The organism is Candidatus Methanoperedens sp., from assembly GCA_027460525.1.
Lineage (GTDB): Archaea > Halobacteriota > Methanosarcinia > Methanosarcinales > Methanoperedenaceae > Methanoperedens.
In genome coordinates this window covers 33,788-57,570 of sequence record JAPZAS010000026.1, presented here as the reverse complement: position 1 = coordinate 57,570, position 23,783 = coordinate 33,788, and the positions used below count along the sequence as shown (strand labels likewise).

Genomic DNA, 23,783 nt, shown 5'->3' with positions numbered 1-23,783 from the left:
GTTACCTGCCCCTCAGGACATGCTCTTCTTTTTTCTTTGAGAGTTTCAGAAGTTTCCTGTGTGTGTTCCAGTACTCGTAGTCCTCTTCCAGCAGTATGAAAACCGGGTTGACAAAGAGTGCGGCAAGAAGACAGAACGCTATACCCAGCGCGAGGGTTTCACCCAGGTGCTGGATCATGGGCACGGTAGCGAGTGCGAGCACCCCGAAGCCAACAATAACGGTAAGCCCTGAGCCTATGATGGCAGAGCCTATCCCGCGTACGGTTGTTCTCAGGGAATCAAGCTGGCTATTCCTTTTGGCTCTCTCTTCATTGTACCTGCTCAACATGAATACGCCGTATTCAACGCCAAGACCCAGTATCATTGAACTTAATCCCACTGTCGCCACAGAAAGCGGTATCCCGAGCCAGCCCAGTGTTCCCATTGTCCATATCAATCCCAGGGATAACGGGGCAAATACCAGAATACCCTGCGTATATGAGCGCTGCATTACAAAAAGCAGGATGAGTATAATAACTGCGGCAACGATCAGGGTAAAAACAGCATCGCTCTTCAGTAGATCAAAAATGGTCATCCTGAGGATAGGCCCGCCTGTTATGCCGAAATTTACTCCGGGCGGTTTTGGAGTATAATCAATGCGCTTCTGGACTAGCTCATCAAAATTCTGTATCTGCTCCTCACCCGAGCCGATATCCGCCGTAACATACATGAGCGTCATCTTATAATTCCGGCTGAAAAAAGCATTCGCCTGCGGGTTGCGAAGGGTTTGCGTTATCTCCTCCGGTGGAACTGTCTCGTTTCCCCTGAAAAAACTTGCAGGTGAAGCAACGCTGGTTACTGTCGGCTCATTTCTCAGTTCACCGTCAAGGAAAATCAGGGATTGTATCACCCTTGGGTCCCTGATATCACGGACAGCACTTTTCAAATCAACCGACTCATCGATCTGCACTGCTATTACAACTGTATCCTGCCCCCCGAATTTATCCGAAATGCGGTCATTGAGCGCAAATATCGGAAGTTCCCTGGGCATTTCTTTCCTGAAATCCGAGTTTATGGTCAGATCCTTAAGTCCGATTCCCAGTACGATGGTGAAAATAATAACAAGCACGGCAAGTGATTTTGCGTGTTTTCTCTGTATTTCGGCAAGTCTTACCAGTGCCTTTTGCAGGGGGTCTTCCATTATTAGTCTCTTTTGAATGTGGTCTAATTACTTTTAGCTTCTTATAAGGGTTTTTACTCTGAAAACAACTTAATAATAGGTTTATTTAGATAAGCTTATATAGGGTGTCAGGCTAAGACCACCAATTGCATGCTGGAAAAACTCAGAAGCTTTGGGCTTACCAAATATGAAGCTGATGTCTATCTAACCCTTCTCCGCGTCGGCTCGGTGGATGCCAATATTATAGCCTCAACCTCAGGCGTTCCATTAGGACGAATATACGGCATTCTCAGTTCCCTTCAGGAGAAAAAGGTAATACATGCCCAGGAGACAAGACCTCGCAAGTTCGCTGCAGTCGAGCCTTCGACAGCATTGAAATACCTCCTCGATGCCCGGAATTTTAAACTCCAGCAGGCGTCTCTTCGGCTTGGTGAAACGGCAGCAGAGCTTGAGAGGGACCTGCTGGGAATAAAACCATCACCCCAGAATAAGCAGTTCTGGACGGCTGCCTTGGGCTCTGAAGAAACTCGTAATATTATTATTGAGCAGATAAACCAGGTAAATGAAGAAATGTGCCTTACTATAGGGTACCCTGAGTTTTCAAAATATCTCCCCTCCAGAAATGCAGAAAAAAACGATACCAGAAAAGCACTGCTCAGAGCCCTGGAAAGAGGTGTGAAGTTCAGGATGCTGATAGACAGGGGTATCAATTACCCGGATATGTCCGGGGATGAGACTGTAAAGAGCATATTCAAATACCTTGGTAAAAATCTGCAGTGCAGATTGATAACGTTCACCTCAACGCTTTTTGATGTTATTGATACTGATAGAATAAATCTTAAAATCAGCAGTCCTGTAAAGAAAGAAGAACTATTTGCCATCGTGCATGTGAGGGATAAGAAACTGGCTGCTGAAATGAAAAACCACTTTGAAGACATGTGGGAGAGAGCGGAACCTTTGAAGTGGTGAGTAAAGCCAGTTTGAGAATCAGCGGGAGTTGGAAAAAGATATGGTTATTAACAACATCTAAGCGTAAAATTTAGATTAACACATACCTGAAGGTTCAAATGGCACTCAATTTAAATATCCGCACGCATGGTATTTTAATATCGGCTATCGTATTAATTATTTCAGTACTTCTACTGATTGATAGACTGCTGGCGACAGGTCCAGTACAGCTCATTTTACAGGACGGCACAGCAGTACCGATAGAGGGGGCTTCGTATTTTTCATTAAATGAAGTGTTATTTTTCATCATAACTGCATGGCTTGGGGGTATGTCTTTCCTTTACATAGTCCTGTTCCCAAAGGAAAAGGAAATACCTGAATTAAAAAGAGATCTCGCAGGGCTCCAGGAGATAAAAAGCACAGCAATATTGGCTGCTAATATACTTGAGGGCGATGAGAAGATATTATTCCAGAAAATCATAGACAATGACGGGATACTGCAAAGGGAACTTGTTTTAAAGGCAGGTTTTTCCGAGCCTAAAGTGAGCAGGCTTCTTGACAGGCTTGAAAGAAGAGGATTGATAGTACGCCAGAGGGATGGAATGGGAAATAGAGTATTGATAAAATAAGATAGTGCAGGCATGATTTCATTTTTTCATAACTGCTTTCAGAAGAATTTCAGGGAATTCTTATATGGTCTTTCATCCCATAAGCAACGATGAACATTTGGAAAACATTGGCATTGGTTATGATTGTCCTGCTGGTCGTTGCTGTCGGGCTCAGGTCTACCTACATGGAGGCGCATGCATTCCAGCTTAACGAGAGTCAGAAGTTTTTCGCGATAAATGCGGCTCAGAATGGGTTAAAAGATGAAATTGGAGGTATCAACTATAATGTTACTGTCCAGGACCACGGATCGATAATATCTACCACAAACGGGGATAAAAAGGTCGTGCGTGTTGTTCTCACCCGGGGAAATACAACCCTGACTGCTCTTGTAGACATGGATACAGGTAATGTGGTGGAAAAGACCAGGATTGAATCCAGCGGCTGGATGACGGAGTACCAGAATCAAAATCCAAAGCGCTGGGGTCATGAGCGTTTATTTAACCGGTGATACGATGGAAAATCTAATGGAATTGCAGGGCGTCTGGAAAATCTACCGCATGGGTGAGTTTGACGTACCCGCGCTTCAGGGAATAAACCTGGCAATTAAAGCCGGTGAGTTCGTAGCTATAACAGGACCGAGCGGATGCGGCAAGTCAACCATGCTGAACATGATAGGCTGCCTGGACATGCCAACACACGGAAAGGTGCTGCTTGAAGGCAGGGATATATCGGAATACAAGAGTAATGAACTGGCGCGTGTAAGGGGTAAAAAAATCGGGTTCATATTCCAGACTTTTAACCTGTATCCTACCCTGACAGCTCTTGAGAATATTCAACTGCCGATGAGGATTCATGAAATTCCAGAGAGAGATGTAGAGGAGACAGCAAAAAAACTTCTGGTTACTGTCGGGTTGGCTGAACGCGGAGCCCATTTCCCAGCCCAGTTATCAGGCGGGCAGCAGCAAAGAGTAGCGGTAGCAAGAGCGCTCTCCACAGGTCCTTCTATTCTCCTGGCGGATGAGCCTACAGGGAATCTGGATACAAAATCAGGAGGGGAAGTAATGGATGTTTTCAAACGCTTAAACAGCGAGGGATTAACTATTGTTATGATAACGCACGACCCGAGAATTGCAGGATATGCAGGAAGAGTTGTGAAAATGCTGGATGGAAAAATAGTAGGTGAAACATGAAAATATTAAATATAATTTTTATAGTTATATCGGCAGTGTTGCTTACACATCTTGCGTTCGCACAATCTAATTCTCTTGTGACAGAAAGCGCACCTCTCTATCCCGGAGAGACTACCTATGTCTATTTCGTGGTAAATAATACGGGATTTGGTAATGGATTTCTGAATGACGTATCAGTCAGACTTGAGCCCAAGGACAATGCCTCAGCCAATGCAGTGACCATACTTGATGAAACGTATTCGCTGGGAACTATACAGGACTGGGGTGATCAGAGAACCGCAAAGATCAAAATCCATGTAAACCCAGGCGCAGCGGAAGGCGATTATTTTTTCAATGTATATATTACCTTCAAGGGTCAACAGATAAGTAGCAGTACTCCAGCACCTATAGTATCAACCGAGATCAAAGACCAGATATTGACCATTAAGGGGACACCTGTGGTAGTGCTTCTCAATTCAACGCTTGGCATCATAGCACCGATGAGCGTAAATAACGAGACGCTGCGGTTTAAAAATACAGGCACAGGCACGGTACAGAACGCTGTAGCTGAAATAGGCACGAATACAAATACCAATTCGGTGTTTTCAATCCTGGGCGGAGGAACCAAGTTCTCCCTCGGCAACCTGAAACCAGGCGATGAAGCTGATATCACATTTGACCTGGCTGTAGATATTACCGCAACTCCAGGTGCATATAATCTTCCTGTAACAATCACAGGCATGAACAATTACTCATCCGATAATTTTGCAGGACTTGTTGTCGCAGGAACAACTGATTTCGAGATAAGTTACCAGGAAACCCTGGGCTCTTTTTCGCTCAATGTCGCCAATGTAGGAGTAAATCCCGCCAGTGCTGTGACCGTCAGCCTGCCGCAACAGAAGAATTTCACTACAGTTGGAAGCAGTTCTTCTGTGCTCGGGAGTTTGAACCCGGGCGACTACACATCCGCGATATTCCAGATTACGAAAAATCCAGGAGGAGGGAACATTCTGGATATTGTGATACAATATACCGATACCAGTGGAATGAGGCATGCAATTACAAAGAGCCTCGCTGTACAACTATCGGCAGGAGCACAGACCGGCGCAGGTAGAGGAAGTGCACTTTATACAACATGGGTGCCCGTGATCGCTATTATACTACTGGCTTTGTACTGGCAGCGAAGAAAAATAACAACCTATTTCCACAAACCTGAGGGGAATAAATGAAAGCTCTTGATATTTTTGTAGCAGGTGAAACATGAAACTATTAAATATAATTTTTGTAGTTGTATCTGCGGTGTTGCTTACACAGGTTGCGTCAGCACAATCAAATTATCTTGTGACTGTAAATGCACCTGTTAATCCCGGGGATACAATCTATGTCTATGCACCGATAATAAATGCGGGATTTGGTCCATTTCTATATGACGTATCAGCCAGGCTTCTGCCCAAGGATAATGCCTCAGCCAATGCAGTAACTATACTTGAAGATACATATTCGCTTGGAAATATAGTGGATTGGGGCGATCAGCAAACCGCAAGGTTCAAAATCCATGTAAACCCCGATGCAGCGGAAGGCGATTATTATTTCAATGTGTATGTTACTTACCATGGTCAACAGATAAGCAGCAATATTCCATCGCCTGTAGTAACAGAGCGTCAATAGGGAGACGCTTGTGTTTAAAAATACAGGCACAGGCACAGTACAGAACGCGGTAGCTGAAATAGACCTTACCGGCACGGGTATGAAATCATCTTTTTCGATTCTGGGAGCAGGAACGCAATTTTCTCTCGGCAATCTAAAGGCAGGAGATGAAGTCGAAATTACATTTGATATGGCTGTAGACATTACCGCAACTCCAGGTGTATATAATCTGCCTGTAAAAATCACTGGACTGGACAATTACGTATCCGACAATTTTGTCGGACTGGTTGTCGCAGGAACAACTGATTTCGAGATAAGTTATCAGGAGACTCTGGGCTCTTTTTCGCTCAATGTCGCCAATGTAGGGATAAATCCTGCAAGTGCTGTGACAGTCAGCCTGCCGAACCAGAAGAACTTCACTGCAGTTGGAAGCAGTTCTTCCGTGCTTGGGAGTTTAAACCCTGGCGATTACACATCCGCAATATTCCAGATTACGAAAAATCCAGGAGCAGGGAACATTCTTAATATAGTAATACAGTATACCGATACCAGTGGTATGAGGCATGCAATTGCAAAGAACCTCGCTGTACAACTATCAGCAGGAACGCAGACAGGTGCAGGCAGAGGAAATACACTTTATACAACATGGCTGCCCGTGATCGCTATTATACTACTGTTTGTGTACTGGCAGCGAAGAAAAATAACAACCTATCTGCACAAATCGAAGGGGAACAAATGAAGATTTTTGATATTTTCAGATTGTCCCTGAGCCATGTCAAGAAAAGCAAGATGCGAAGCTGGCTTACTATAATAGGCATCGTAATAGGTGTAGCCGCGGTTGTGGCTATTATCTCCATAGGACAGGGCATGCAGGAGAGTGTGCAGGCTCGCCTGAGCAGCCTCGGAGCCGATTTGATTACGGTCACCCCGGGGTTTTCACGGGCAGGCGGCGGTGGTTTTGAAGGTGGAAGAGCCGCTGGCGGTGCCACTATTAACCTCACAGATAAAGACGTGAACGCCATCAAGCAGGTCCCGGGCGTATTGTATGTAAACGGCATGGTTTCAGGCAGTTCGGATATAAGACTGGGTACAGAGAAGACCTCTGTGTCCGTAAGTGGCGTTGATACCACGGTCTGGCGCTCCTTTGCCACAACGCAGCTTGAAGCAGGCAGGTACCTTCAGCCAGGCGATTCGAACGCTGTAGTTATAGGCAACTCTTTAGCTCATACTACCTTTTTACAGCCGATTACATTGAATAGACCGATTACAATAGGAGGCAAGACTTTCAAGGTAGTGGGAATCTTTGTCCCGTCAGGAGGGGGTTTTGGAGGAGGAGGGATAGATAATGGGGTATACATGACTGCAGATTTCGCACGGCAGGTGATAACTCAAAATGTATCCAGAAACCAATTTACTTCAATCATGGTAAAGATAACCGACCCATCGCTTGCGGACCAGATAACTCAGGATATTATAAACAAACTTATGCCTGAGAGGCACGTCAATCCAAGAACCAGGGATTTTACAGTCACAGCGTTCGCAACAATACAGCAGCAGATAACAAGCATTGTCCAGGCCATATCGCTTTTTCTCGCTGCGATTGCGGCGGTCTCGCTTCTCGTAGGGGCTGTGGGTATCGCGAACACTATGTTCATGTCTGTCATGGAACGCACAAGGCAGATAGGATTGCTCAAGGCTCTTGGCGCTACAGATAATGAAGTGATGAAACTTTTCCTTATAGAATCAGGGTTATTTGGGTTCGTGGGAGGAGTGCTCGGAATCATTTTTGGAGTACTGATATCGGTCATAATATCCGTAATAGGCTTGAGGGCACTAGGACCGGGCGGGACTATGAATGCGGTTGTCACGCCTGGGCTTCTTATCTTTGCGCTTGCTTTCTCTGTGTTCGTGGGTATAATCTCAGGTGTCGTGCCTGCAAGAACGGCGGCAAAGATGAACCCGGTGGATGCTTTGCGGTTTGAGCAATAGGATGGTGATCTGATTGAAAAATATCCCTGGCTGTAACTTGGAAAATTGCAGAAAAGCTGACACGCATGTCCATACCAAATATTCAGGATTCAGCAAATATTCACTTGCCCAGTTTCCGGATTCAATATCCGAGCCGGATATGGTTGTCAAGGCTGCAATAAAGAGAGATCTTGATGTTCTATGCATTACAGACCATAATTCTATAGCCGGTGCTCTTAAAGCACAAAAATATGCCGAAGGTTTGCAAGGAATTGTGATTGTTATTGGTGAAGAGATTTCTACTGCCGAAGGCGAGATGATCGGTCTTTTTCTCCAGGAAAGAATAGAACCAGGGCTCGGTGCAGAAGAAACCGCAGAACGTATTCATAATCAGGGCGGGATTGCCGTAGCACCCCATCCATTCAGCCCGCACTGCTCGTGCCTTGGGCGCAAAGTAAAGTATCTGGATTTAGATGGGATTGAAGTCTTCAACGCCATACACCGCGACCCCTATTCAAACAGGCTCGCTTTAAGAAAGAGTATTACGAATGGGAAAGCCAGCATGGGTGGAAGCGATGCGCATTCCATAGAAATGGTTGGCAACGCGTATACAACTTTTTCAGGCTGTACAGGGGATGACCTGAGAAAGGCAATACTTCGGAAAAATACTTCTTATGGGGGAGAGACTACATCACTTGCAGCCTGCGTCCGCTGGAGTGAAGGTGCGGCGATGGAAATAGGTAGAGCCACGTACAGGTCGCTTCGCGGGCAAACCCTGCAAGAAGATGTACTGCATGCAAGGATAGACAGGATTAAAAAACGCAATAAGATATTGGGATTGTTAAGCTCAGCGTTGTATTTAGTACCGCCGATTCCCGTAATATCCGCAGAGATTGGTGAGAGAATTGTAAGGAAAAAAGCCAAAAGGATATGGGATGAAAACAAGTTTTGGAGAGAACCATCGTTTGCTGAAGACAGGGTGGCAGCGTCTCTAAAAAAGTAATCACAAAAGGCACCATGTCAGTAGATGCCAGTTTTCCTTCAGATGGCGCTTGAAGGCGTGGATATTGTCGAAGGGGTTACGAAGGATCAATTACCGAAGAGTATATTACATATAGATACCTATAGTAACATATATGATAGCTACCACAACGATCTGTTTAGACCCAAAGGTAAAGGATAAACTTACCTCTCTAAAATATCATTCTCGCGAATCATATAGTTCCGTTATAGAAAGATTGACCAATCTGGCAATAGATGAAGAACCGCTCAGCGATGAGGCGATAAAGGGTATAGAAGAAGCTCTTGAAGACATAAAACACGGACGCATGCATTCCGAAGAAGATATCATGACAGAGTTTGACCTGAAATGAGTTATAAGGTCGAATACACTTCAAAAGCAAGAGAGGATCTCAAAAAGTTACCTCTGGAAATTGCACAGAGCATAATTCGATCAATAAACAGCATTAAAGATAATCCTTATCCTCATGTCAAAAACATCAAAGGGACACAAAAGAATCCTCTATATACTCACCGTGTTGGTGAATATCGGGTTATCCTTTACTTAGAAAATGAGCGTTTGCTGATCCTGGTGATAGAAGCAGGTCACAGGAAAAAGATTTACCGGAAATGTTGAGAATATGAAAACATGGGATTCTCGCACTAAAATAACTAAAATATTTCTTGCAAAGTATTATTATTCAGGAGTGATGTATATTTGTTAAACTCCCTCCTCTCAACCTTAAAACCCCGCCAGCTCGAAGCCATAAAACACACCCACGGCCCCCAACTGATCCTCGCAGGCGCAGGCACAGGCAAGACCACGACCATCACAGCCAAGATCGCTTACATGGTCGAAAAGGAAGCCATCGACCCCTCCCAGATCCTCGCTCTTACATTCTCCAAAGAAGCCGCAAGGAACATGCGCGAAAAGGTCGAGAAACTCCTTCAGGGAAAGGAAGTGATCGTTAAGACTTTCCACTCATTCTGCGCCGAACTCATCAAGGATCACGCTGACAGATGCAAAGTTCCCGGCGACTTCAAGATATTCGAGGAAATCGATTCAGCTATTTTCATATTCAGGGAACTCGGGACAGATGCAAGGACCGCCAGCCTGTATGCGAACACTATCGGAAAATCCAAAGACCTGAATATCTCCATAAACAAATTCAAAGAATTTCTTGAAAAGCTTAAGAAACAGGTTCAGGATATCGAAAAAGATGAGAGCACATGGAAGGAACTGTATCGCGAATACAAATTCAAGCTCAATACCTTCCATCTTCAGGAATTCAAAGACAACGAAGATAAGAAGGCAAAACAGGCAGAGAAAAAACGATACTCCGAATTCATAGACCTCTATGAAGAATACCTGAAATATTCAAACTTCATATCAGCCTGGGAGAAATACGAAGAAAAGAAATCAGCTATTGGCGCACTGGATTACGGTGACCTTAATAAGATCGCTCTCTGGTATCTCGACGTGTATGGCACGCAGGAATTAAGCGATATATTCCGCTACATCATCATTGATGAATTCCAGGATACCAACTATGTCCAGTTCGAACTGATCAAGAAGCTCACGGCAGCGAATAAGAACATAACAGTGGTGGCGGATCCAAACCAGACCATCTATGCATTCCGTGGGGCGTATACCAATAATATCGAGGAGTTCAAAAAGCAATTTACCCTTTCAGACAAAGGCATCGTGTCACTGGATGTCAGTTTCAGGTCGACTAATAAGATTCTCAGAGTCGCCCACACTCTGATCGAAAAGAACTATTCTGAGGAGAAAAAGCATGAATGCCAGCTTCTCAAGAATCACAAAGATATTGAAGGTGAGAACGTCCGTATCATTGAAACAGAGGATGATAACGAAGAAGCAAGAGCCATAGTGGAGAATATCGAGGTTTTTCTGGCACAGGGTATTCCTCCAAAAGAGATCGCCATATTATCCAGGACTCACGCCCAGGGACGAAAGGTGAGGCAGGCTCTTGAGAACAGGGGTTTGCCTTTCCGGGTCAAAGATGATACCGATTTCCTGAAGCAGCCTGAGATAAAGACTGCTCTTGCTTACCTTTATGTGATCAACAATATCTCCCATCCCGCAGCCCGCGGGACAGAGGCATGGTGGAGGATATTCCATTACAATAATGCATTGAGCCAGGAAGATTCCATCAGGATAGGAGAATACCTCAAGAAAAAATGGGTCTCGTTCCAGGAAGCCATCTATCACAATATCGATGCGCTCGGACTTTCAAAGAGCGGTCTTGAGACCATAAGCAACGTTAAAAAGAGGATAGATTCGCTTTGCGGCAAGAAGAACCTTGATGTATCAGACCTGATCCTTGAGGTCTATGACCTGTCGGGTCTCTCAAGGCAATTCGCCCACACTGACACAAAGCGCAGCAGGGAAGCGCTTTTGAATCTCAGGCAGCTTCATGAATTGGCCAGTAATTTTGAGGAGTTCCATGGAAAGGACCTGAGCCTGTTCATAGATTATCTTGAGATCCTTGATGAGATGGACGGCAACCCGCCTCCTGCAAGGATAGCGGATGAGGATGCCATAAACCTCATGACCATACATGCGGCGAAAGGGCTGGAATTCAGCGTTGTATTTCTCACGAACCTCGCAAAAGATAAATTCCCACTGTACCGGGGAGGCGCAGAGCCACTCATTCCTCCTGAACTGATGGAGCAGTACAGTGACATCTTTGAGGATAAATCTGTCAAAGATATTGAAAAGGCAATCAGGGAGCGCAAAAAAGAGATCAAAAAAGAAGAGGAAAGACGTCTCGCCTATGTTGCGCTAACAAGAGCAAAAGAACATCTTTTCCTGACCCTGGCGACCAGATATGCAGAGGATGAAAGAGAGCCCTCCGAGTTCCTTATGGATATTGGATACAATAACTGGAGAGCCGGGGGGAATATCAGTATCGGTGATCTCAGTTATTTCAGGGATACCGATACCAAAGTCAGGGAAATGGTAAAGGATAGCGCGCTTGAACGGGAAAAGGCAATGCGTAAGAGGCTTCTTATAGAGTCGCTTGATTCAGGAGATTTTAATGAAATCATGAAAAATGCGCTGCTGTATCAGGCTCTGAGGGTGGGGGAGACGCCGGATTTTAAGGAGCTTATTGATTCCAACTGGTCAAAAATAGACCCTACCGATGATGCTGACAGGATTTTAGGGAAGATAAAGGAAAAGAAGAACGGATTGAAATTCAATCCCGCAAGTATGACTTTCAGCTATTCCTCAATAAGTACCTATGAGCGATGTCCGCGCCAGTATGAACTCTTGGAGCTTCTCAGGATGCCTGCACGCGATTCCGAAGATTCTACCGGAGCCATGAGAAGGGGGAATTTTGTTCATAAGGTGCTTGAGATAGCAGTGAGTGAAAAGATTACCACAAAAGAAAGGTTGTATAAGATAAGGGATACAGTCGCAAAAGAACCTGATTTCAGGGGCGTTGACATTGAAACTGCAACTGGAGCGCTCGATGTATTCTGGGAGCGGAACAAAAATAGAATTGCAAATAACCTGATGGTTGAGCAGAGATTCGCTGTACAGCTTGGAGGTTTTACTTTCAAGGGGTTTATTGACAGGGTGGATCTGATCCCCGGGACAAAGGATGCGATCGAGATCATCGATTACAAGACAGGGAAATCTGAACCTGTACCTGTTGAGCGCTCACGACAGCTTTTACTGTATGCCCTGGGTATTGAACATGTTTATCCAAAATACAAGGTGAAAAGACTCACACTGGAACAGCTCGGTCTTCCCATTCCCAGGACTTTTGAACTGAAGGATGGGAAGTTTGAGAGCGCGGGCAGTTCACGGATGGAAGGGCTTGATGGGAATGCTATTGATGATATGATTGAGATAGCGAAGAAGATAGCACATGATTATGAACATGGGTTTGAGAGGACGAAGGATGAGAAGGCTTGTGAGGAGTGCGGATTTAGGTTGTATTGTGGGGATTGAAAATATAGGATAAGCTGCCCAGAATGCAACAGGGCGCTGGTAAAAGGCGCATGCGTCGAACACGGGAAGGTGGAAAGAACATACGACCTTCGCGTGAAAGCGGTCATGGACGACGGAGAGAAGGTGCAGGGCATCCTGCTGAACAGGGAAACCACGGAAGCTCTGACCCAGGGGCAGGCTTGAGATATCAGCTGAGACAGAGCACGAGGAGAAAAAGGAAAAGAAGGGGTATGTATACAGGGAAAGGCGCAGCGGGAGTTATTATCTCGCAATTTCACTGCCATCGCCTGTTGACCCTGACAATTCCAAGGCCTTGTATGAGAAAGGTGTTCTTGAAATAAAGATGCCCAAGACAGAAATCAAGAAGAAAAAGCCGTTGAAAATTGAGTGAAGTAATAAACTAAAAGAGATAAAATCTTCAGAAAATGATAGCTAAAGTCATGATACTGGAAAGATGTTTCTCTTAAATGTGAATAAGGATACTCGAATACGGGAGCGTAACATAACGCTTCCTTAATTATCCATCATTTCAAATTTATCAGATAATTTACAAAATTTTGATTAAATAGAGCACCCGGTCTTTTGCCTCTGATATAATCAACGATCTCTTGACTCCTCATTCCTTTCATCCACAAAATTACGCCGTTGAGCAAACTTGCCCGATTGATCCCTTTTTCGCAATGAACCAAAACTTTCATCTTCTTTTTATAAACCAAATCGTATCCAAAAGACGCAATTATCTTCAAAATATCCAAATCAGGCAATCCTGCATCTTCTATTGTCCATTTTAGATAAATCTTAAAATCGCTTGCATCCGGGTCTATGCCGCCTGCCAAATCGATGCAAGCGTCAAATATCTTAACCCTTTCCACATCGTCTATCATGGAACTCTGATACAAATTCTCGTCTATTTGAAATATTTCCATAATCAAAGTAAATAAATAACCCAGGTAATTTTAAACTCTTCTCTTCTTTTTTCTGATTCTTCTTAGGGGATTCCTATGTAAAAGGAGTAAGTTTACTACCCCCAAAATAGGTTTGCAGATAACATATCCTGACTTCTGAAACATGGCGTTGATTTACAACTGCCATTTTGTGAATGTCGGCTACCATAGCCGGGCCACCAAATGAGGTAGCTCCTAATCTCAGAAAAGAAGTAAACAAGTAGGTTAACGAGGGATTCTTGTTATCGTGTTGATATTGGGAATGTTTCATACCTTATTCTTCTCCAGCAATTACATTTGGACCTCAAATTTTTTCTTTCATATTTAGGAAGTGTCTAGTGGCCAATATATTTCAAAATAGTTAAATTACAATTCGGATATTTTTGTTTATAAAAGCTATCTTGTAAGAACCTCGGATTGGAAATCCATTGGTCTCGACAGCACTCGATACCTGGTCAGGCATAGGACACGATATCTTTTCTAACGAATTGTAACATTAACCTTGAGTGAGCCAAGTTATTCTATAATTTTCCTGAAGCTTATTGAAGCCGCCGCAAACATTATTGTATCGAAAATTGCAATAGCCGCAATATCATATGGAAGATTAGTCAGATCTCCGCTGATCATCAAACCTCTCGCAGCATCCACTGCATAAATCAGAGGATTAAAAATCGCGAAGTATTGTAAGACAGTGGGCATCAACTTAATTGGATATAAAGCATTACTGACAAAGAAGAGCGGCATGATCAGAGCTTGACCTATGCCCATGAACCTCTCTCTGGTTTTCATTAAAGATGCTACAAAAATAGAGAGGGCGGCAAACCCGCCTGAAACAAAGAATATTATTAAAATCGCTGTAAAGAAGTATAGAGGGTTCGGTACAAAATTAACTCCAATAAGCACCGCAACTGGTATAATTATCAAGACCTGGAAAATCGCCCTGACCCCTGAAGCTATAGACCTGCCTATAACAGTAGCATACCTTGAAGCTGGAGCAACAAGAAGCTTTTTCAAAATTCCTGTTTCTCTTTCCCACACGATAGTTAAACCATAAAAGACCGATACAAATATAGTAGATTGTAGCAAAACGCCAGGAGTGATATAATCGAGGTAAGGTATCCCATCAGTAGGTATAGCCTTAACATGGCTCATGACAGTTCCATAAACAGCTAACCATAAAATTGGTTGAATAGCCCTGGTGAATATTTCAGCTCTGTCATGCTTGAGCCTCCGTAGCTCAAGTTCTATCATAGCAAACATTTCCCTCAGGGAATCCATCATCGTCATAGCTATCTCTTCCTGCCAATACTCCTAACTTGCCTGATTTCACTAACGCCACTTATCGAGGACACAGTTCCAGTATACTTTAGGAATACATCATCTAAATTTGGCCTGTCCGTAGATATTTTCTTTACAGATATGCCCTCATTTCTTAGAACCTCCATAACAACAGGTAGCGCAGTTTCTGCATCCTCAACAACGACACTGAGTTCCGAATTGGAAATAATAACGTCGCTGACAAAATCTAAACCTCTAATCCTCTTTAAAACATTTTCATCAACAATATGATTCATTAAACTGAATTGAATGACCTCTCTCCTGATGGAATGTTTAAGTTCATCAGCCGTACCGAACTTGACAATCTTACCCCTATCAATTATAGCTATCTCATCAGAGTAAAGGTCAGCCTCATCCATGTAATGTGTGTTAAAAAATACAGTTGTATCATATTCCTTCTTAAAAGATGTCAGCTTCTCCCAGACAGCTTTTCTGGCAGAAGGATCCAGGCCTAATGTAGGTTCATCCAGAAACAAAATCTTAGGTCTAATGAGCATAGCACATGCCATCTCAAGCCTCCTGATCATGCCGCCAGAGTATGTTTTAACAAGGTTATTCGCAACCGCATCCATGCCCATGCTTTCTAGCGCATCCTGGATAACCTTCTTCCTATAGCTAGAAGGAAGCCCGTAAATTTTGGCATATATGAGAAGATTCTCAAAGCCGCTGATATCGGTCCAGACACTCGTCTCCTGAGGAACGTAGCTGATAACTTTCCTGACTTCAGCATCCCTCCTGACAACATCTAATCCGAAAATAGATGCTTCACCGGATGTGGGTTTAAATTGAGTTGTTAAAATCCGCATCAATGTAGTTTTGCCCGATCCATTAGGGCCTAACAGGGCAAAAACATCTCCGGCTTTAACTTTTAGATCAACACCATCTAAAGCTCGAACCTTGCCATCATAAATCTTAACAAGCCCTTTAACTTCAATTGCAATAGTCATATCGTAAGCTGTATCCTCATAGATTGATCACATGAATGCTGCGATGTCCTGATATCAATACTTCGTAAATGTTGCTCGTCTTCCTAACCAAAGTAGCACTCCATATGGGAATCTCCTCTTCGCATCTCCTACACCGGAAAAGCATATACCTTTGATTGTTGAAATGATAGGATGCCTATGATGCGAATGTCGGGCACAAAGCGATTAATCTTTTTCTGTGAGCACGTCCACACGCTGGTGAAGTTCAGCCACGCTTTCTGCGAGGTTTTTGACTAGTTCAGTGCATCTATCCACAAAACTTGCGGTCAACGTAACGTCAAGGTCATCTTTTGAATCTGCAATATCTTTCATCAAAAGGTTAGCCATTTCCACAATTTCTTCCGGATATACAACCATTTTAACACCTCCTCCCTTAATCCATTCCTTCCATTCCGCCCATTCCACCACCCATGCCTCCGGGTGGCATGCCTCCTGCAGGCGCGGCTTTGCTTGAAAGCACATCATCTATCCTCAGGATCATGGTGGCTGCCTCCGTAGCAGAACTGATAGCCTGTGTCTTTACTCTGAGGGGCTCAAGCACGCCTTCTTTCCACATGTCCACGACTTTTCCAGTGAACACGTTGAGCCCCGCTGTCTTATTGCCCTTCTCGTGCTGGCTTCGCATCTCCACAAGCATATCAATGGGGTCAAGACCAGCATTTTCAGCCAGGGTTCTGGGGATGATTTCAAGCGCCTCGGCAAATTTTGCGACTGCCAGCTGTTCCCTGCCTATTAATGTGGCTGAGTATTCTCGCAGGCGCAGCGCCAGTTCAACTTCAGGTGAGCCGCCACCTGCTACAAGTGTCTCATCCTCGATTGCAACTCCAACAACACGCAATGCGTCATGAAGCGCTCGCTCGGCTTCATCCACCACGTGCTCGGTTCCTCCGCGAAGAATAATGGAGACTGCCTTGGGGTTATGGCACTCTGTTACATAGGTCATGGCTTCGTCGCCAATCTTCTTCTCTTCAACATTACCTGCTTTTCCAAGGTCGGATTCGCTGATTTCCTTGAGGCTTGTAAGTGTCTTTGCACCTGTAGCCCGGGCAAGTTTTTCCATGTCGCTTTTCTTTACGCGCCTTGCTGCGTATATGCCGGCTTTTGCAAGATAATGCTGTGCGAGGTCATCTATCCCTTTCTGCACAAAGACCACGTTTGCCCCGCTTTTAATCACCTTGTTGACCATGTCATGTATCATCTGTTCTTCCTGGTCGAGGAACAACTGCAACTGGTCTGGTGATTTTATTGAGATTTCAGCATCCACTTCCGTCTTTTTGATCTCGAGGGCTTCGTTGAGTAATAATATTTTCGCGTCCTTGACCTTCTTTGGCATGTTGGTATGGACTCTTTCCTTATCGATTACCATGCCTTCGATCAGCTCTGATGCTTCTATACTGCTACCCACTTTTTTCTCAACTTTGATATCTTCAATATCTGCCGTATATTTGCCATTCTCTTTATCAACCACCGCTAATATGGCATTTACCGCAAGAATGGCGAAAACATCCTTGGACGCTTCAGCTCCTTTTCCGGTAATCGCTGTCACAGCGATTTTCAATAATAAATCCTTATCTTCCAAGGTCACTGGTTTTGCAAGGGTTTTAAGGATTTCTTTTGCTTTTACCGATGCAAGCCTGTATCCGCTGGCGATTACTGTGGGATGCACACCCTGCTCTAAGAGTTCTTCAGCATTCTTCAGGAATTCACCTGCAAGCACTGCTGCCGTTGTTGTGCCATCTCCGACCTCATCATCCTGGGTCTTTGCGACTTCCACGATCATCTTGGCTGCCGGATGCTCGATGTCCATTGCCTGGAGAATGGTCGCACCATCATTCGTGATCACAATGTCCCCGAGTGAATCTACGAGCATTTTATCCATACCCTGTGGTCCCAGGGTCGTCCTGACCGCCGCTGCTACTGCCCTGGCAGCCATGATATTGTTATGCTGCGCTTCTCTTCCTTTTGTTCTTTGACTGCCTTCTCTTAGAATATAGATTGGCTGTCCTGCTAATTGTCCTGCCATAACTAACCTCCATCAAAATTTTATTTTATTCAAATCTATACGAGCAGAATCCCTACATATTATGAATAAGCCTGTAGGTATTAATAATTAGCGGAAATGAAGTATAAATGTAGTATAAAGCAAACATTTATATTATGTGCTATAGAATTTTCTATTGGGAGGTTATATGAAATTTGGTTACATATACACAAAATACTTGAAAGGAATATATAATGTTCAAGGAGGCATGCTATGAGGCTCAAAGGCAAGGTCGCAGTCGTTACCGGAGCGGGGACGGGGATTGGTCAGGCAATCGCCGCATGTTTTGCGGCAGAAGGTGCCTCTGTCACGGTCAACTGCCACGAACGAAAGGCACAGGAGACGGTGGATAGAATCAAGAAGGTTGGGGGAATGTATATCGTAGTGCAGGCTGATGTCTCAAAAGCGGATGATGTTGATCGGCTTATCAGTAGAACCATTGAAAAATTCGGGAGGCTTGACATACTTATTAACAATGCGGGAATCTACAGATCACATCTTGCCCATGAGACGAGCGAGGAAGAATGGGACGCGGTAATCGATGTAAATCTGAAGGGGGCTTTTCTCTGCTCAAAGCGTGCCATACCTGAGATGCTAAAAAACGAAAATGATGTAATAAAGGGCAGGATTATCAACATAGCCTCTATCGCCGGTATCGTGGGCTTCGCGGCGAGTCCCGCCTATTGCGCATCAAAAGGAGGATTGATCCTCCTCACAAAGGAGATGGCGCTGGATTACGCCCCCCATATCAATATCAATGCTATTTGCCCCGGGGTGGTCGAGACCCCTATGACCTCGGAGCTTCTCAGAGACAGGGATGCAAGAAAGGAACTCATGTCTGCGACTCCGGCAGGAAGAGCAGGAAGACCTGAGGAAATAGCAGCTGCAACAGTGTTTCTTGCCTCTCCTGATGCAGATTTCATTACTGGGGCTTCGCTTGTCGTAGATGGAGGATGGACGATAAAATAATCGCTTTCTATTGATACTTTATCTAAATCTTTTTTCTACGGAAGCAACGTGACCTTGAAATCCCTCAGCTTCAGCCAATCTGACAATCGTATCCTTCAAATTTTTTAGCCCGAATTCGTTTATTATCTGTACACAGGATTTCTTGATAAAATGGTCTACATTCAGGGCTGACACCATCCTCGCATATCCCCCTGTTGGAAGTACATGGTTAGTGCCGGAAGCATAATCACTTGCAGCAGCAGGTGCATATTTGCCTATGGATATAGAACCAGCATGCTGTATCTTTTCAAGAACACTCAATGGCTCAGCTACCATTATTTCCAAATGCTCCGGAGCAAGCTTGTTTGACGTAACTATGCATTCATCCATATGGCTTGCTAGCAGGATGGCAGCGTGTTCTAAAGATTTTTCAATAATTTCCCTTCTTGGCAGAATTTTTGACTGAAGCTCAAGTTCTTTTTTAACTTCCTCCGCAAGCTTAGAAGACGTTGTAATCAGAATGGCTTTAGCCTTTGGGTCATGCTCGACCTGCGCTATCATATCTGCCGCTATCCAACCTGCCTCTCTGCTTTCGTCTGCAAGAACAACTATTTCTGAAGGGCCTGCCGGAAAATCTATCTCGACCGTGTTCCTGACAAGCATCTTTGCTGCTGTAACATAAACGCTGCCTGGCCCCACTATCTTATCCACCGATGGTATGGTCTCTGTTCCAAAAGCCATGGCTGCAATCGCCTGCGCCCCGCCTACCTTGAATATCCTGTCCGCCCCTGCCATGTCTGCCGCTACAAGTGTAAGCGGGTTGATTTTTCCTTCTTTGTTCGGCGGCGTACATACTATTACTTCCATAACCCCTGCTACTTTTGCTGGAATTACAGTCATAAGCGCCGTGGAAGGATATGCAGCAGTTCCGCCTGGCACATAGACGCCCACACTTGCGATAGGTGTTACTTTGTAGCCGAGGGTAAGACCTGGCTCAACCTCGGTAAGCGAAAGACCTGCTTCTACCTGGCTGCCATGATAGGCTGCTATATTAGTGGCAGCATTTTCCAGAGCTTCGATGAGTTCTGATTTTACCTCTTCGTAGGCATTCTCTATCTCGCCGTCTTCCACTTCGATGTCCACTATATCTGCCCCATCAAATTTCTTCGTAAACTTTCTTAAAGCTTCATCGCCCTCTTTTTCAACCTCACTTATTATTGCGCTCGCATCATCCATGACTTTAAAAAAATCCATTTCTCTCATCATAATCTGTTCCAAATCTTCCTGGGTAAGTTCAGAAATTTTTTTGTACAGCATGAATAACACCCCAATAGAAAATTATCCTTCAAGCTGATAATCTTAATGGAATAGCTTTTAAAAATAGCCTCATGCAGTTGTTAAACAATCTCATGATCCTGGAGCATATACAGTATGATTTCTCCATGGTTAAAAATAAGGCGGTATATCTGGGGAAACTGTTTGTAGATCTCTTTTATTGCAACCTTTCCGCTGAAAAATTCCTCAAAATCCCTTACGTTACCTATCATCAACACGTCTTTCCACCCTTCCTTGCCCTTGCATTTATTTGCCTTTACCACATAACCAGCAGCTTCGATTCTTTCCAGATATGCTGATAGATTGTTATTTTTTATTCTTATCTTTGTCTTACCATCGATGAAGGTAATCTCTTTCATTTACTCCTCACTTTCCCCCATACTTTCCCCTTAAAGTAATGTACAGCACCTCACAGATAACCTTTCTTATGATACGTTTTTCGCTCTTTTCAAGCAAGACAAGATTCTGAACCCCATGTTCTATCACAGGTGCAATTAGCCTTCCGCCTATCCTGAGCTGTTCTATCAAAGGAGGTGGAATCTCGATGCATGCTGCAGTGATACAGATCCGGTCATAGGGGGACATCTCTGGATACCCAAGACCTCCGTCCCCTTTCACAAGGATAATATCCCTATAACCTAAATTTTCGAGATTTTTTCTAGCAAATTCGAATGTCAACGGGTCGATTTCGATGGATACAACGAGACCTTCTGCTCCAACGATCTCTCTTGCTAGAGCAGTGCCGTAGCCAGATCCAAGACCAACTTCGAGAAATCTATGGCCTTTATCCAGACCAAGAGGTTCGTAAAAAAGAGGATAGCTGTGCGGGCATGAAATGGTCGCCTTCTCGCCAGGCAGGGGGAGAGGGACTTCAATATAGGCATAATCCCTGTAAAGAGGTGGTATAAAATCTTCCCTCGGAACCTTCAGCATTGCATCCTTTATGCGTTCTGACCTGAGAAAGCCCTGGCTTATTAGCCATCTCACTTTCTTCACCCTTTCCTTTTTAAATTCTTCTTTGCTTTTAGCAGGTTCTTTTGGCGGAGGGATTATCCAGCCCTGATTTTTATTTTTATCATGATTGCTATTTATTAAAGGTTCCATGACAATCTTCCAGTGCTTTTCCTTATTTGACGGAAATTCTAATTCCATATCGACAAGCCCTCGGCTGATGGTAAACAATAAAAAAGTATGAGGGCAGCGATATTATTCTATCAGCGCCCGTTTTACTTAATATCTCTTTGGTTTATGTTTCTGGTAGCATTCCTGGCAGTATACCGGTCTGTCGCCAGATGGCTTGAAAGGTACTTCAGTTTCCTTACCACAGTCTGCACAAGTTGCTTTGTGCATCTCTCTCGGACCGCTCGGTCTAAAGCCACCTCTTCTTTCGCGGAAGCCGCCTCTTCTTTCGTCGCTCATATGTTAATCTCCTTTGTTTTGGTTCTTCTCAGCAAGGGTTGCGATCGCGAATTTCCGCATGTTCCGCCCGATCTCGATTGTGACCTGGTCTTCAACCTTCGTATCTGGCACGAAAATCACAAAGCCCTGGATGCTTAAAAGGGATTCAAGCCCGGGCGGGAACCAAATCCATAGTTATTCCGCACACAGTTTTACCCATGTTTGGCATTTCTACATCATTCTAAACTTATGGGACTACCGCAAGTCCAGATAATGATCAACCCGGTTTGCTCTCCATTTTATTTGTTTGATATTGATGATATTTATAAATTTTGGTTATCAGAACTGATAACTCATTGGCAATGCTTTAAAACATAAAAAGCCAAATTTTATAGGGCTGGAGGCTAATCTGAAGAATAGGGAGCGGAGATCAAATGCCTTATAGATTTCTTGAGGATATTGCAACCGGCGATGCAGCCTTCGAAGCCGAGGGTAGAACCTTAGAAGAACTTTTTGTAGAGGCAGCGATTGCTACCTTTGAGATAATGGTTGACACGAAGGGGGTGGAGCCGCGGATAACCAGGGAATTTGAGCTGAAAAACGAGGCTGTCGACGGTCTTCTCTTTGACTGGCTCTCAGAGCTGGTCTACCTGAAGGATGCTGAGGCAGTTCTCTTTTGCAAATTTGATGTAAAAATTCAAAAAAATGATGCTTATGAGCTAAAGGCAAGGGTCTCAGGCGAGAATATCAACCAACAAAAACACAGCCTCAGGTCAGATGTGAAGGCTGTTACCTTTCATATGTTCGAAGTTAAAAAAACAGAGGAAAACTGGACTGCCAGGGTTATCCTGGATATATAGGGGGTTAGTATGGAAATAAGAAAGATATCTGATTACATCTGGGAAATCCCGACCACAGAAAAGGAGGGCATGCTTGTACCTGCCAGAATATACGCCACTGAGAAGCTTCTTGGCGAGATGGATAAAGGGGTATTCGAGCAGGTTACAAATGTGGCATGTCTTCCAGGGATAATAAAATACTCATACTGTATGCCTGACGGTCACTGGGGATACGGCTTCCCAATAGGCGGGGTGGCTGCCTTCTCCAAAGAGAATGGAGTCATATCTCCCGGCGGGATAGGTTTTGATATCAACTGCGGGATGAGGCTTATCCGAACAGACTTGACTGTCAGTGAGGTCAAGCCCAGGATAAGGGAACTGGTAGATATTCTATTCAAAACCGTGCCTGCCGGGGTGGGAAGCAAGGGATTGGTGAAGCTGTCGGTAGAAGAATTCAAGAGGGTGATGATTCACGGAATAGACTGGTGCATCGAGAAAGGCTACGGATGGGAACATGACAAGGAAAGGATAGAAGAATACGGCTGCATGCCAGGCGCTGACCCTTCCAAGGTGAGCGAGAAAGCCATAAGCCGGGGGATATCCCAGCTTGGCACCCTTGGCTCAGGGAACCACTATCTTGAGATACAGGTTGCTACGCCTGAGAAAATATTTGATAAAAATGTGGCTAAAGCATTCGGAATCTTCGAGAACCAGATCCTCGTGATGATTCATTGCGGCTCCCGGGGCTTCGGGCACCAGGTCGCAACAGACTACCTGAAGGTCTTTGATACTGCTATGAGGAAATACGGGATCGTGGTCAGGGACAGGGAGCTTGCCTGCGCCCCATTTAATTCTCCTGAGGGGCAGGACTACTACAAGGCTATGACCTGCGCCGCGAATGTAGCCTTTGCAAACCGACAGGTGATAGTCCACAGGGTCAGGGAGGGCTTCAGCCAGGTTTTTGGTAAAGAGCCAGAAGAATTGGGAATGGATATAATATACGATGTTGCCCACAATGTTGCGAAGATCGAAACCCACGAAGTTGATGGGGAAGAGAAAGAACTCCTTGTCCATAGAAAAGGTTCAACACGATGCTTCGGACCCGGGAGGAAAGAGATACCGCAAATTTACAGGAAAATAGGCCAGCCAGTAATTGTTGGCGGTTCGATGGAGACAGGTTCGTATCTTCTCGTTGGTACCGAGAAGGCTATGAAGGAAACCTTTGGCTCCACAATGCACGGCTCAGGTCGAACCATGTCAAGGACTGCGGCAAAGAAGAAGGTTATTGGAGCTGAGCTTAAAAAGGAGATGGAGAGGGCGGGGATTATAGTAAGGGCAGTCTCCATGGCAGGACTAGCCGAGGAAGCCGGATTTGCCTACAAGGACATTTCAGAGGTTGTCGATACAATGGAGATGGCAGGAATCTCAAGGAAAGTTGTGGGTCTAAGACCTATTGGAAATATAAAAGGCTAA

Annotated in this window: 25 protein-coding genes; 15 read left to right on the top strand and 10 right to left on the bottom strand. The window is 44.5% G+C overall.

Annotated elements, in window-relative coordinates; translation table 11 throughout:
• Position 1: 1 nt before the first annotated feature.
• Positions 2-1,180 carry an MMPL family transporter gene (locus O8C68_09435; protein MCZ7396022.1) on the bottom strand — a complete coding sequence of 393 codons (1,179 nt, stop codon included), beginning with the start codon at positions 1,178-1,180 and terminating at the stop codon, positions 2-4.
• Positions 1,181-1,309: 129 nt separating this feature from the next.
• Here O8C68_09435 and O8C68_09430 point away from each other — a divergent pair, with 129 nt between their 5' ends.
• The 12 genes from O8C68_09430 to O8C68_09375 all read left to right on the top strand — a co-directional run bounded on the left by O8C68_09430 (position 1,310) and on the right by O8C68_09375 (position 12,481).
• On the top strand, positions 1,310-2,128 hold the full coding sequence (locus tag O8C68_09430) for a hypothetical protein (GenBank protein MCZ7396021.1): 819 nt from the start codon (positions 1,310-1,312) through the stop codon (positions 2,126-2,128).
• 98 nt (positions 2,129-2,226) lie between these two features.
• Positions 2,227-2,736: a MarR family transcriptional regulator gene (locus O8C68_09425; protein ID MCZ7396020.1), complete on the top strand. Its 510-nt coding sequence runs from the start codon at positions 2,227-2,229 to the stop codon at positions 2,734-2,736.
• Positions 2,737-2,825: 89 nt separating this feature from the next.
• Positions 2,826-3,224 (top strand): hypothetical protein, encoded by a 399-nt coding sequence (locus O8C68_09420; protein MCZ7396019.1) that lies wholly within the window; start codon positions 2,826-2,828, stop codon positions 3,222-3,224.
• 4 nt (positions 3,225-3,228) lie between these two features.
• Entirely contained in the window at positions 3,229-3,906 is a 678-nt protein-coding gene (locus O8C68_09415; protein ID MCZ7396018.1) for an ABC transporter ATP-binding protein, read from the top strand.
• 35 nt (positions 3,907-3,941) lie between these two features.
• Positions 3,942-5,114 carry a hypothetical protein gene (locus tag O8C68_09410; GenBank protein ID MCZ7396017.1) on the top strand — a complete coding sequence of 391 codons (1,173 nt, stop codon included), beginning with the start codon at positions 3,942-3,944 and terminating at the stop codon, positions 5,112-5,114.
• Between the two features lie 31 nt (positions 5,115-5,145).
• Complete coding sequence (locus O8C68_09405) at positions 5,146-5,553, top strand: hypothetical protein (protein ID MCZ7396016.1); 408 nt, start codon at positions 5,146-5,148, stop codon at positions 5,551-5,553.
• Between the two features lie 10 nt (positions 5,554-5,563).
• On the top strand, positions 5,564-6,271 hold the full coding sequence (locus O8C68_09400; GenBank protein MCZ7396015.1) for a hypothetical protein: 708 nt from the start codon (positions 5,564-5,566) through the stop codon (positions 6,269-6,271).
• On the top strand, positions 6,268-7,521 hold the full coding sequence (locus tag O8C68_09395) for an ABC transporter permease (protein ID MCZ7396014.1): 1,254 nt from the start codon (positions 6,268-6,270) through the stop codon (positions 7,519-7,521). Before O8C68_09400 ends, O8C68_09395 begins: the two co-directional genes overlap by 4 nt.
• Before the next feature lie 37 nt (positions 7,522-7,558).
• Positions 7,559-8,503: a PHP domain-containing protein gene (locus O8C68_09390; protein MCZ7396013.1), complete on the top strand. Its 945-nt coding sequence runs from the start codon at positions 7,559-7,561 to the stop codon at positions 8,501-8,503.
• 133 nt (positions 8,504-8,636) lie between these two features.
• Complete coding sequence (locus O8C68_09385; protein ID MCZ7396012.1) at positions 8,637-8,873, top strand: hypothetical protein; 237 nt, start codon at positions 8,637-8,639, stop codon at positions 8,871-8,873.
• Complete coding sequence (locus O8C68_09380; protein ID MCZ7396011.1) at positions 8,870-9,136, top strand: type II toxin-antitoxin system RelE/ParE family toxin; 267 nt, start codon at positions 8,870-8,872, stop codon at positions 9,134-9,136. Before O8C68_09385 ends, O8C68_09380 begins: the two co-directional genes overlap by 4 nt.
• Before the next feature lie 81 nt (positions 9,137-9,217).
• Positions 9,218-12,481 (top strand): ATP-dependent DNA helicase, encoded by a 3,264-nt coding sequence (locus tag O8C68_09375; GenBank protein ID MCZ7396010.1) that lies wholly within the window; start codon positions 9,218-9,220, stop codon positions 12,479-12,481.
• Between the two features lie 524 nt (positions 12,482-13,005).
• On the opposite strand, the gene O8C68_09370 is transcribed toward O8C68_09375, so the two are convergent.
• The 5 genes from O8C68_09370 to thsB form a co-directional block, all read right to left on the bottom strand.
• The gene (locus tag O8C68_09370; GenBank protein MCZ7396009.1) at positions 13,006-13,365 is read right to left on the bottom strand and encodes a dual specificity protein phosphatase family protein; all 360 of its coding nucleotides are present in this window, start codon (positions 13,363-13,365) and stop codon (positions 13,006-13,008) included.
• Between the two features lie 576 nt (positions 13,366-13,941).
• Positions 13,942-14,712 (bottom strand): ABC transporter permease, encoded by a 771-nt coding sequence (locus tag O8C68_09365; GenBank protein ID MCZ7396008.1) that lies wholly within the window; start codon positions 14,710-14,712, stop codon positions 13,942-13,944.
• Positions 14,713-14,714: 2 nt separating this feature from the next.
• The gene (locus O8C68_09360; GenBank protein ID MCZ7396007.1) at positions 14,715-15,710 is read right to left on the bottom strand and encodes an ATP-binding cassette domain-containing protein; all 996 of its coding nucleotides are present in this window, start codon (positions 15,708-15,710) and stop codon (positions 14,715-14,717) included.
• Between the two features lie 204 nt (positions 15,711-15,914).
• Positions 15,915-16,106: a hypothetical protein gene (locus O8C68_09355; GenBank protein ID MCZ7396006.1), complete on the bottom strand. Its 192-nt coding sequence runs from the start codon at positions 16,104-16,106 to the stop codon at positions 15,915-15,917.
• A gap of 16 nt (positions 16,107-16,122) precedes the next feature.
• Complete coding sequence (thsB, locus tag O8C68_09350) at positions 16,123-17,772, bottom strand: thermosome subunit beta (protein MCZ7396005.1); 1,650 nt, start codon at positions 17,770-17,772, stop codon at positions 16,123-16,125.
• Between the two features lie 231 nt (positions 17,773-18,003).
• On the opposite strand from thsB, the gene O8C68_09345 reads away from it, so the two are divergent.
• Positions 18,004-18,759: a 3-oxoacyl-ACP reductase FabG gene (locus tag O8C68_09345; GenBank protein MCZ7396004.1), complete on the top strand. Its 756-nt coding sequence runs from the start codon at positions 18,004-18,006 to the stop codon at positions 18,757-18,759.
• A gap of 18 nt (positions 18,760-18,777) precedes the next feature.
• Here O8C68_09345 and hisD read toward each other — a convergent pair whose 3' ends face one another.
• The 4 genes from hisD to O8C68_09325 form a co-directional block, all read right to left on the bottom strand.
• Positions 18,778-20,055 (bottom strand): histidinol dehydrogenase, encoded by a 1,278-nt coding sequence (gene hisD, locus O8C68_09340; protein ID MCZ7396003.1) that lies wholly within the window; start codon positions 20,053-20,055, stop codon positions 18,778-18,780.
• 80 nt (positions 20,056-20,135) lie between these two features.
• Positions 20,136-20,432 (bottom strand): hypothetical protein, encoded by a 297-nt coding sequence (locus O8C68_09335; GenBank protein ID MCZ7396002.1) that lies wholly within the window; start codon positions 20,430-20,432, stop codon positions 20,136-20,138.
• Between the two features lie 7 nt (positions 20,433-20,439).
• Entirely contained in the window at positions 20,440-21,225 is a 786-nt protein-coding gene (gene pcm / locus O8C68_09330; GenBank protein MCZ7396001.1) for a protein-L-isoaspartate O-methyltransferase, read from the bottom strand.
• A 78-nt stretch (positions 21,226-21,303) separates the two neighbouring features.
• Complete coding sequence (locus tag O8C68_09325; protein MCZ7396000.1) at positions 21,304-21,492, bottom strand: hypothetical protein; 189 nt, start codon at positions 21,490-21,492, stop codon at positions 21,304-21,306.
• A gap of 413 nt (positions 21,493-21,905) precedes the next feature.
• Here O8C68_09325 and O8C68_09320 point away from each other — a divergent pair, with 413 nt between their 5' ends.
• Together O8C68_09320 and O8C68_09315 are read left to right on the top strand one after the other, a co-directional pair.
• Complete coding sequence (locus O8C68_09320; GenBank protein ID MCZ7395999.1) at positions 21,906-22,331, top strand: archease; 426 nt, start codon at positions 21,906-21,908, stop codon at positions 22,329-22,331.
• A gap of 9 nt (positions 22,332-22,340) precedes the next feature.
• Positions 22,341-23,783 carry an RtcB family protein gene (locus O8C68_09315; GenBank protein MCZ7395998.1) on the top strand — a complete coding sequence of 481 codons (1,443 nt, stop codon included), beginning with the start codon at positions 22,341-22,343 and terminating at the stop codon, positions 23,781-23,783.

Bases quoted from the DNA above. Each gene is read 5' to 3' on its own strand.
- O8C68_09365 (MCZ7396008.1), bottom strand. From the start codon at position 14,712: ATGACGATGATGGATTCCCTGAGGGAAATGTTTGCTATGATAGAACTT.
- O8C68_09430 (MCZ7396021.1), top strand. From the start codon at position 1,310: ATGCTGGAAAAACTCAGAAGCTTTGGGCTTACCAAATATGAAGCTGAT.
- O8C68_09335 (MCZ7396002.1), bottom strand. From the start codon at position 20,432: ATGAAAGAGATTACCTTCATCGATGGTAAGACAAAGATAAGAATAAAA.
- hisD (MCZ7396003.1), bottom strand. From the start codon at position 20,055: ATGCTGTACAAAAAAATTTCTGAACTTACCCAGGAAGATTTGGAACAG.
- O8C68_09395 (MCZ7396014.1), top strand. From the start codon at position 6,268: ATGAAGATTTTTGATATTTTCAGATTGTCCCTGAGCCATGTCAAGAAA.
- O8C68_09425 (MCZ7396020.1), top strand. From the start codon at position 2,227: ATGGCACTCAATTTAAATATCCGCACGCATGGTATTTTAATATCGGCT.
- pcm (MCZ7396001.1), bottom strand. From the start codon at position 21,225: ATGGAATTAGAATTTCCGTCAAATAAGGAAAAGCACTGGAAGATTGTC.
- O8C68_09325 (MCZ7396000.1), bottom strand. From the start codon at position 21,492: ATGAGCGACGAAAGAAGAGGCGGCTTCCGCGAAAGAAGAGGTGGCTTT.
- O8C68_09420 (MCZ7396019.1), top strand. From the start codon at position 2,826: ATGAACATTTGGAAAACATTGGCATTGGTTATGATTGTCCTGCTGGTC.
- O8C68_09320 (MCZ7395999.1), top strand. From the start codon at position 21,906: ATGCCTTATAGATTTCTTGAGGATATTGCAACCGGCGATGCAGCCTTC.
- thsB (MCZ7396005.1), bottom strand. From the start codon at position 17,772: ATGGCAGGACAATTAGCAGGACAGCCAATCTATATTCTAAGAGAAGGC.
- O8C68_09315 (MCZ7395998.1), top strand. From the start codon at position 22,341: ATGGAAATAAGAAAGATATCTGATTACATCTGGGAAATCCCGACCACA.
- O8C68_09360 (MCZ7396007.1), bottom strand. From the start codon at position 15,710: ATGACTATTGCAATTGAAGTTAAAGGGCTTGTTAAGATTTATGATGGC.
- O8C68_09345 (MCZ7396004.1), top strand. From the start codon at position 18,004: ATGAGGCTCAAAGGCAAGGTCGCAGTCGTTACCGGAGCGGGGACGGGG.
- O8C68_09405 (MCZ7396016.1), top strand. From the start codon at position 5,146: ATGAAACTATTAAATATAATTTTTGTAGTTGTATCTGCGGTGTTGCTT.
- O8C68_09355 (MCZ7396006.1), bottom strand. From the start codon at position 16,106: ATGGTTGTATATCCGGAAGAAATTGTGGAAATGGCTAACCTTTTGATG.
- O8C68_09385 (MCZ7396012.1), top strand. From the start codon at position 8,637: ATGATAGCTACCACAACGATCTGTTTAGACCCAAAGGTAAAGGATAAA.
- O8C68_09370 (MCZ7396009.1), bottom strand. From the start codon at position 13,365: ATGATAGACGATGTGGAAAGGGTTAAGATATTTGACGCTTGCATCGAT.
- O8C68_09380 (MCZ7396011.1), top strand. From the start codon at position 8,870: ATGAGTTATAAGGTCGAATACACTTCAAAAGCAAGAGAGGATCTCAAA.
- O8C68_09435 (MCZ7396022.1), bottom strand. From the start codon at position 1,180: ATGGAAGACCCCCTGCAAAAGGCACTGGTAAGACTTGCCGAAATACAG.
- O8C68_09415 (MCZ7396018.1), top strand. From the start codon at position 3,229: ATGGAAAATCTAATGGAATTGCAGGGCGTCTGGAAAATCTACCGCATG.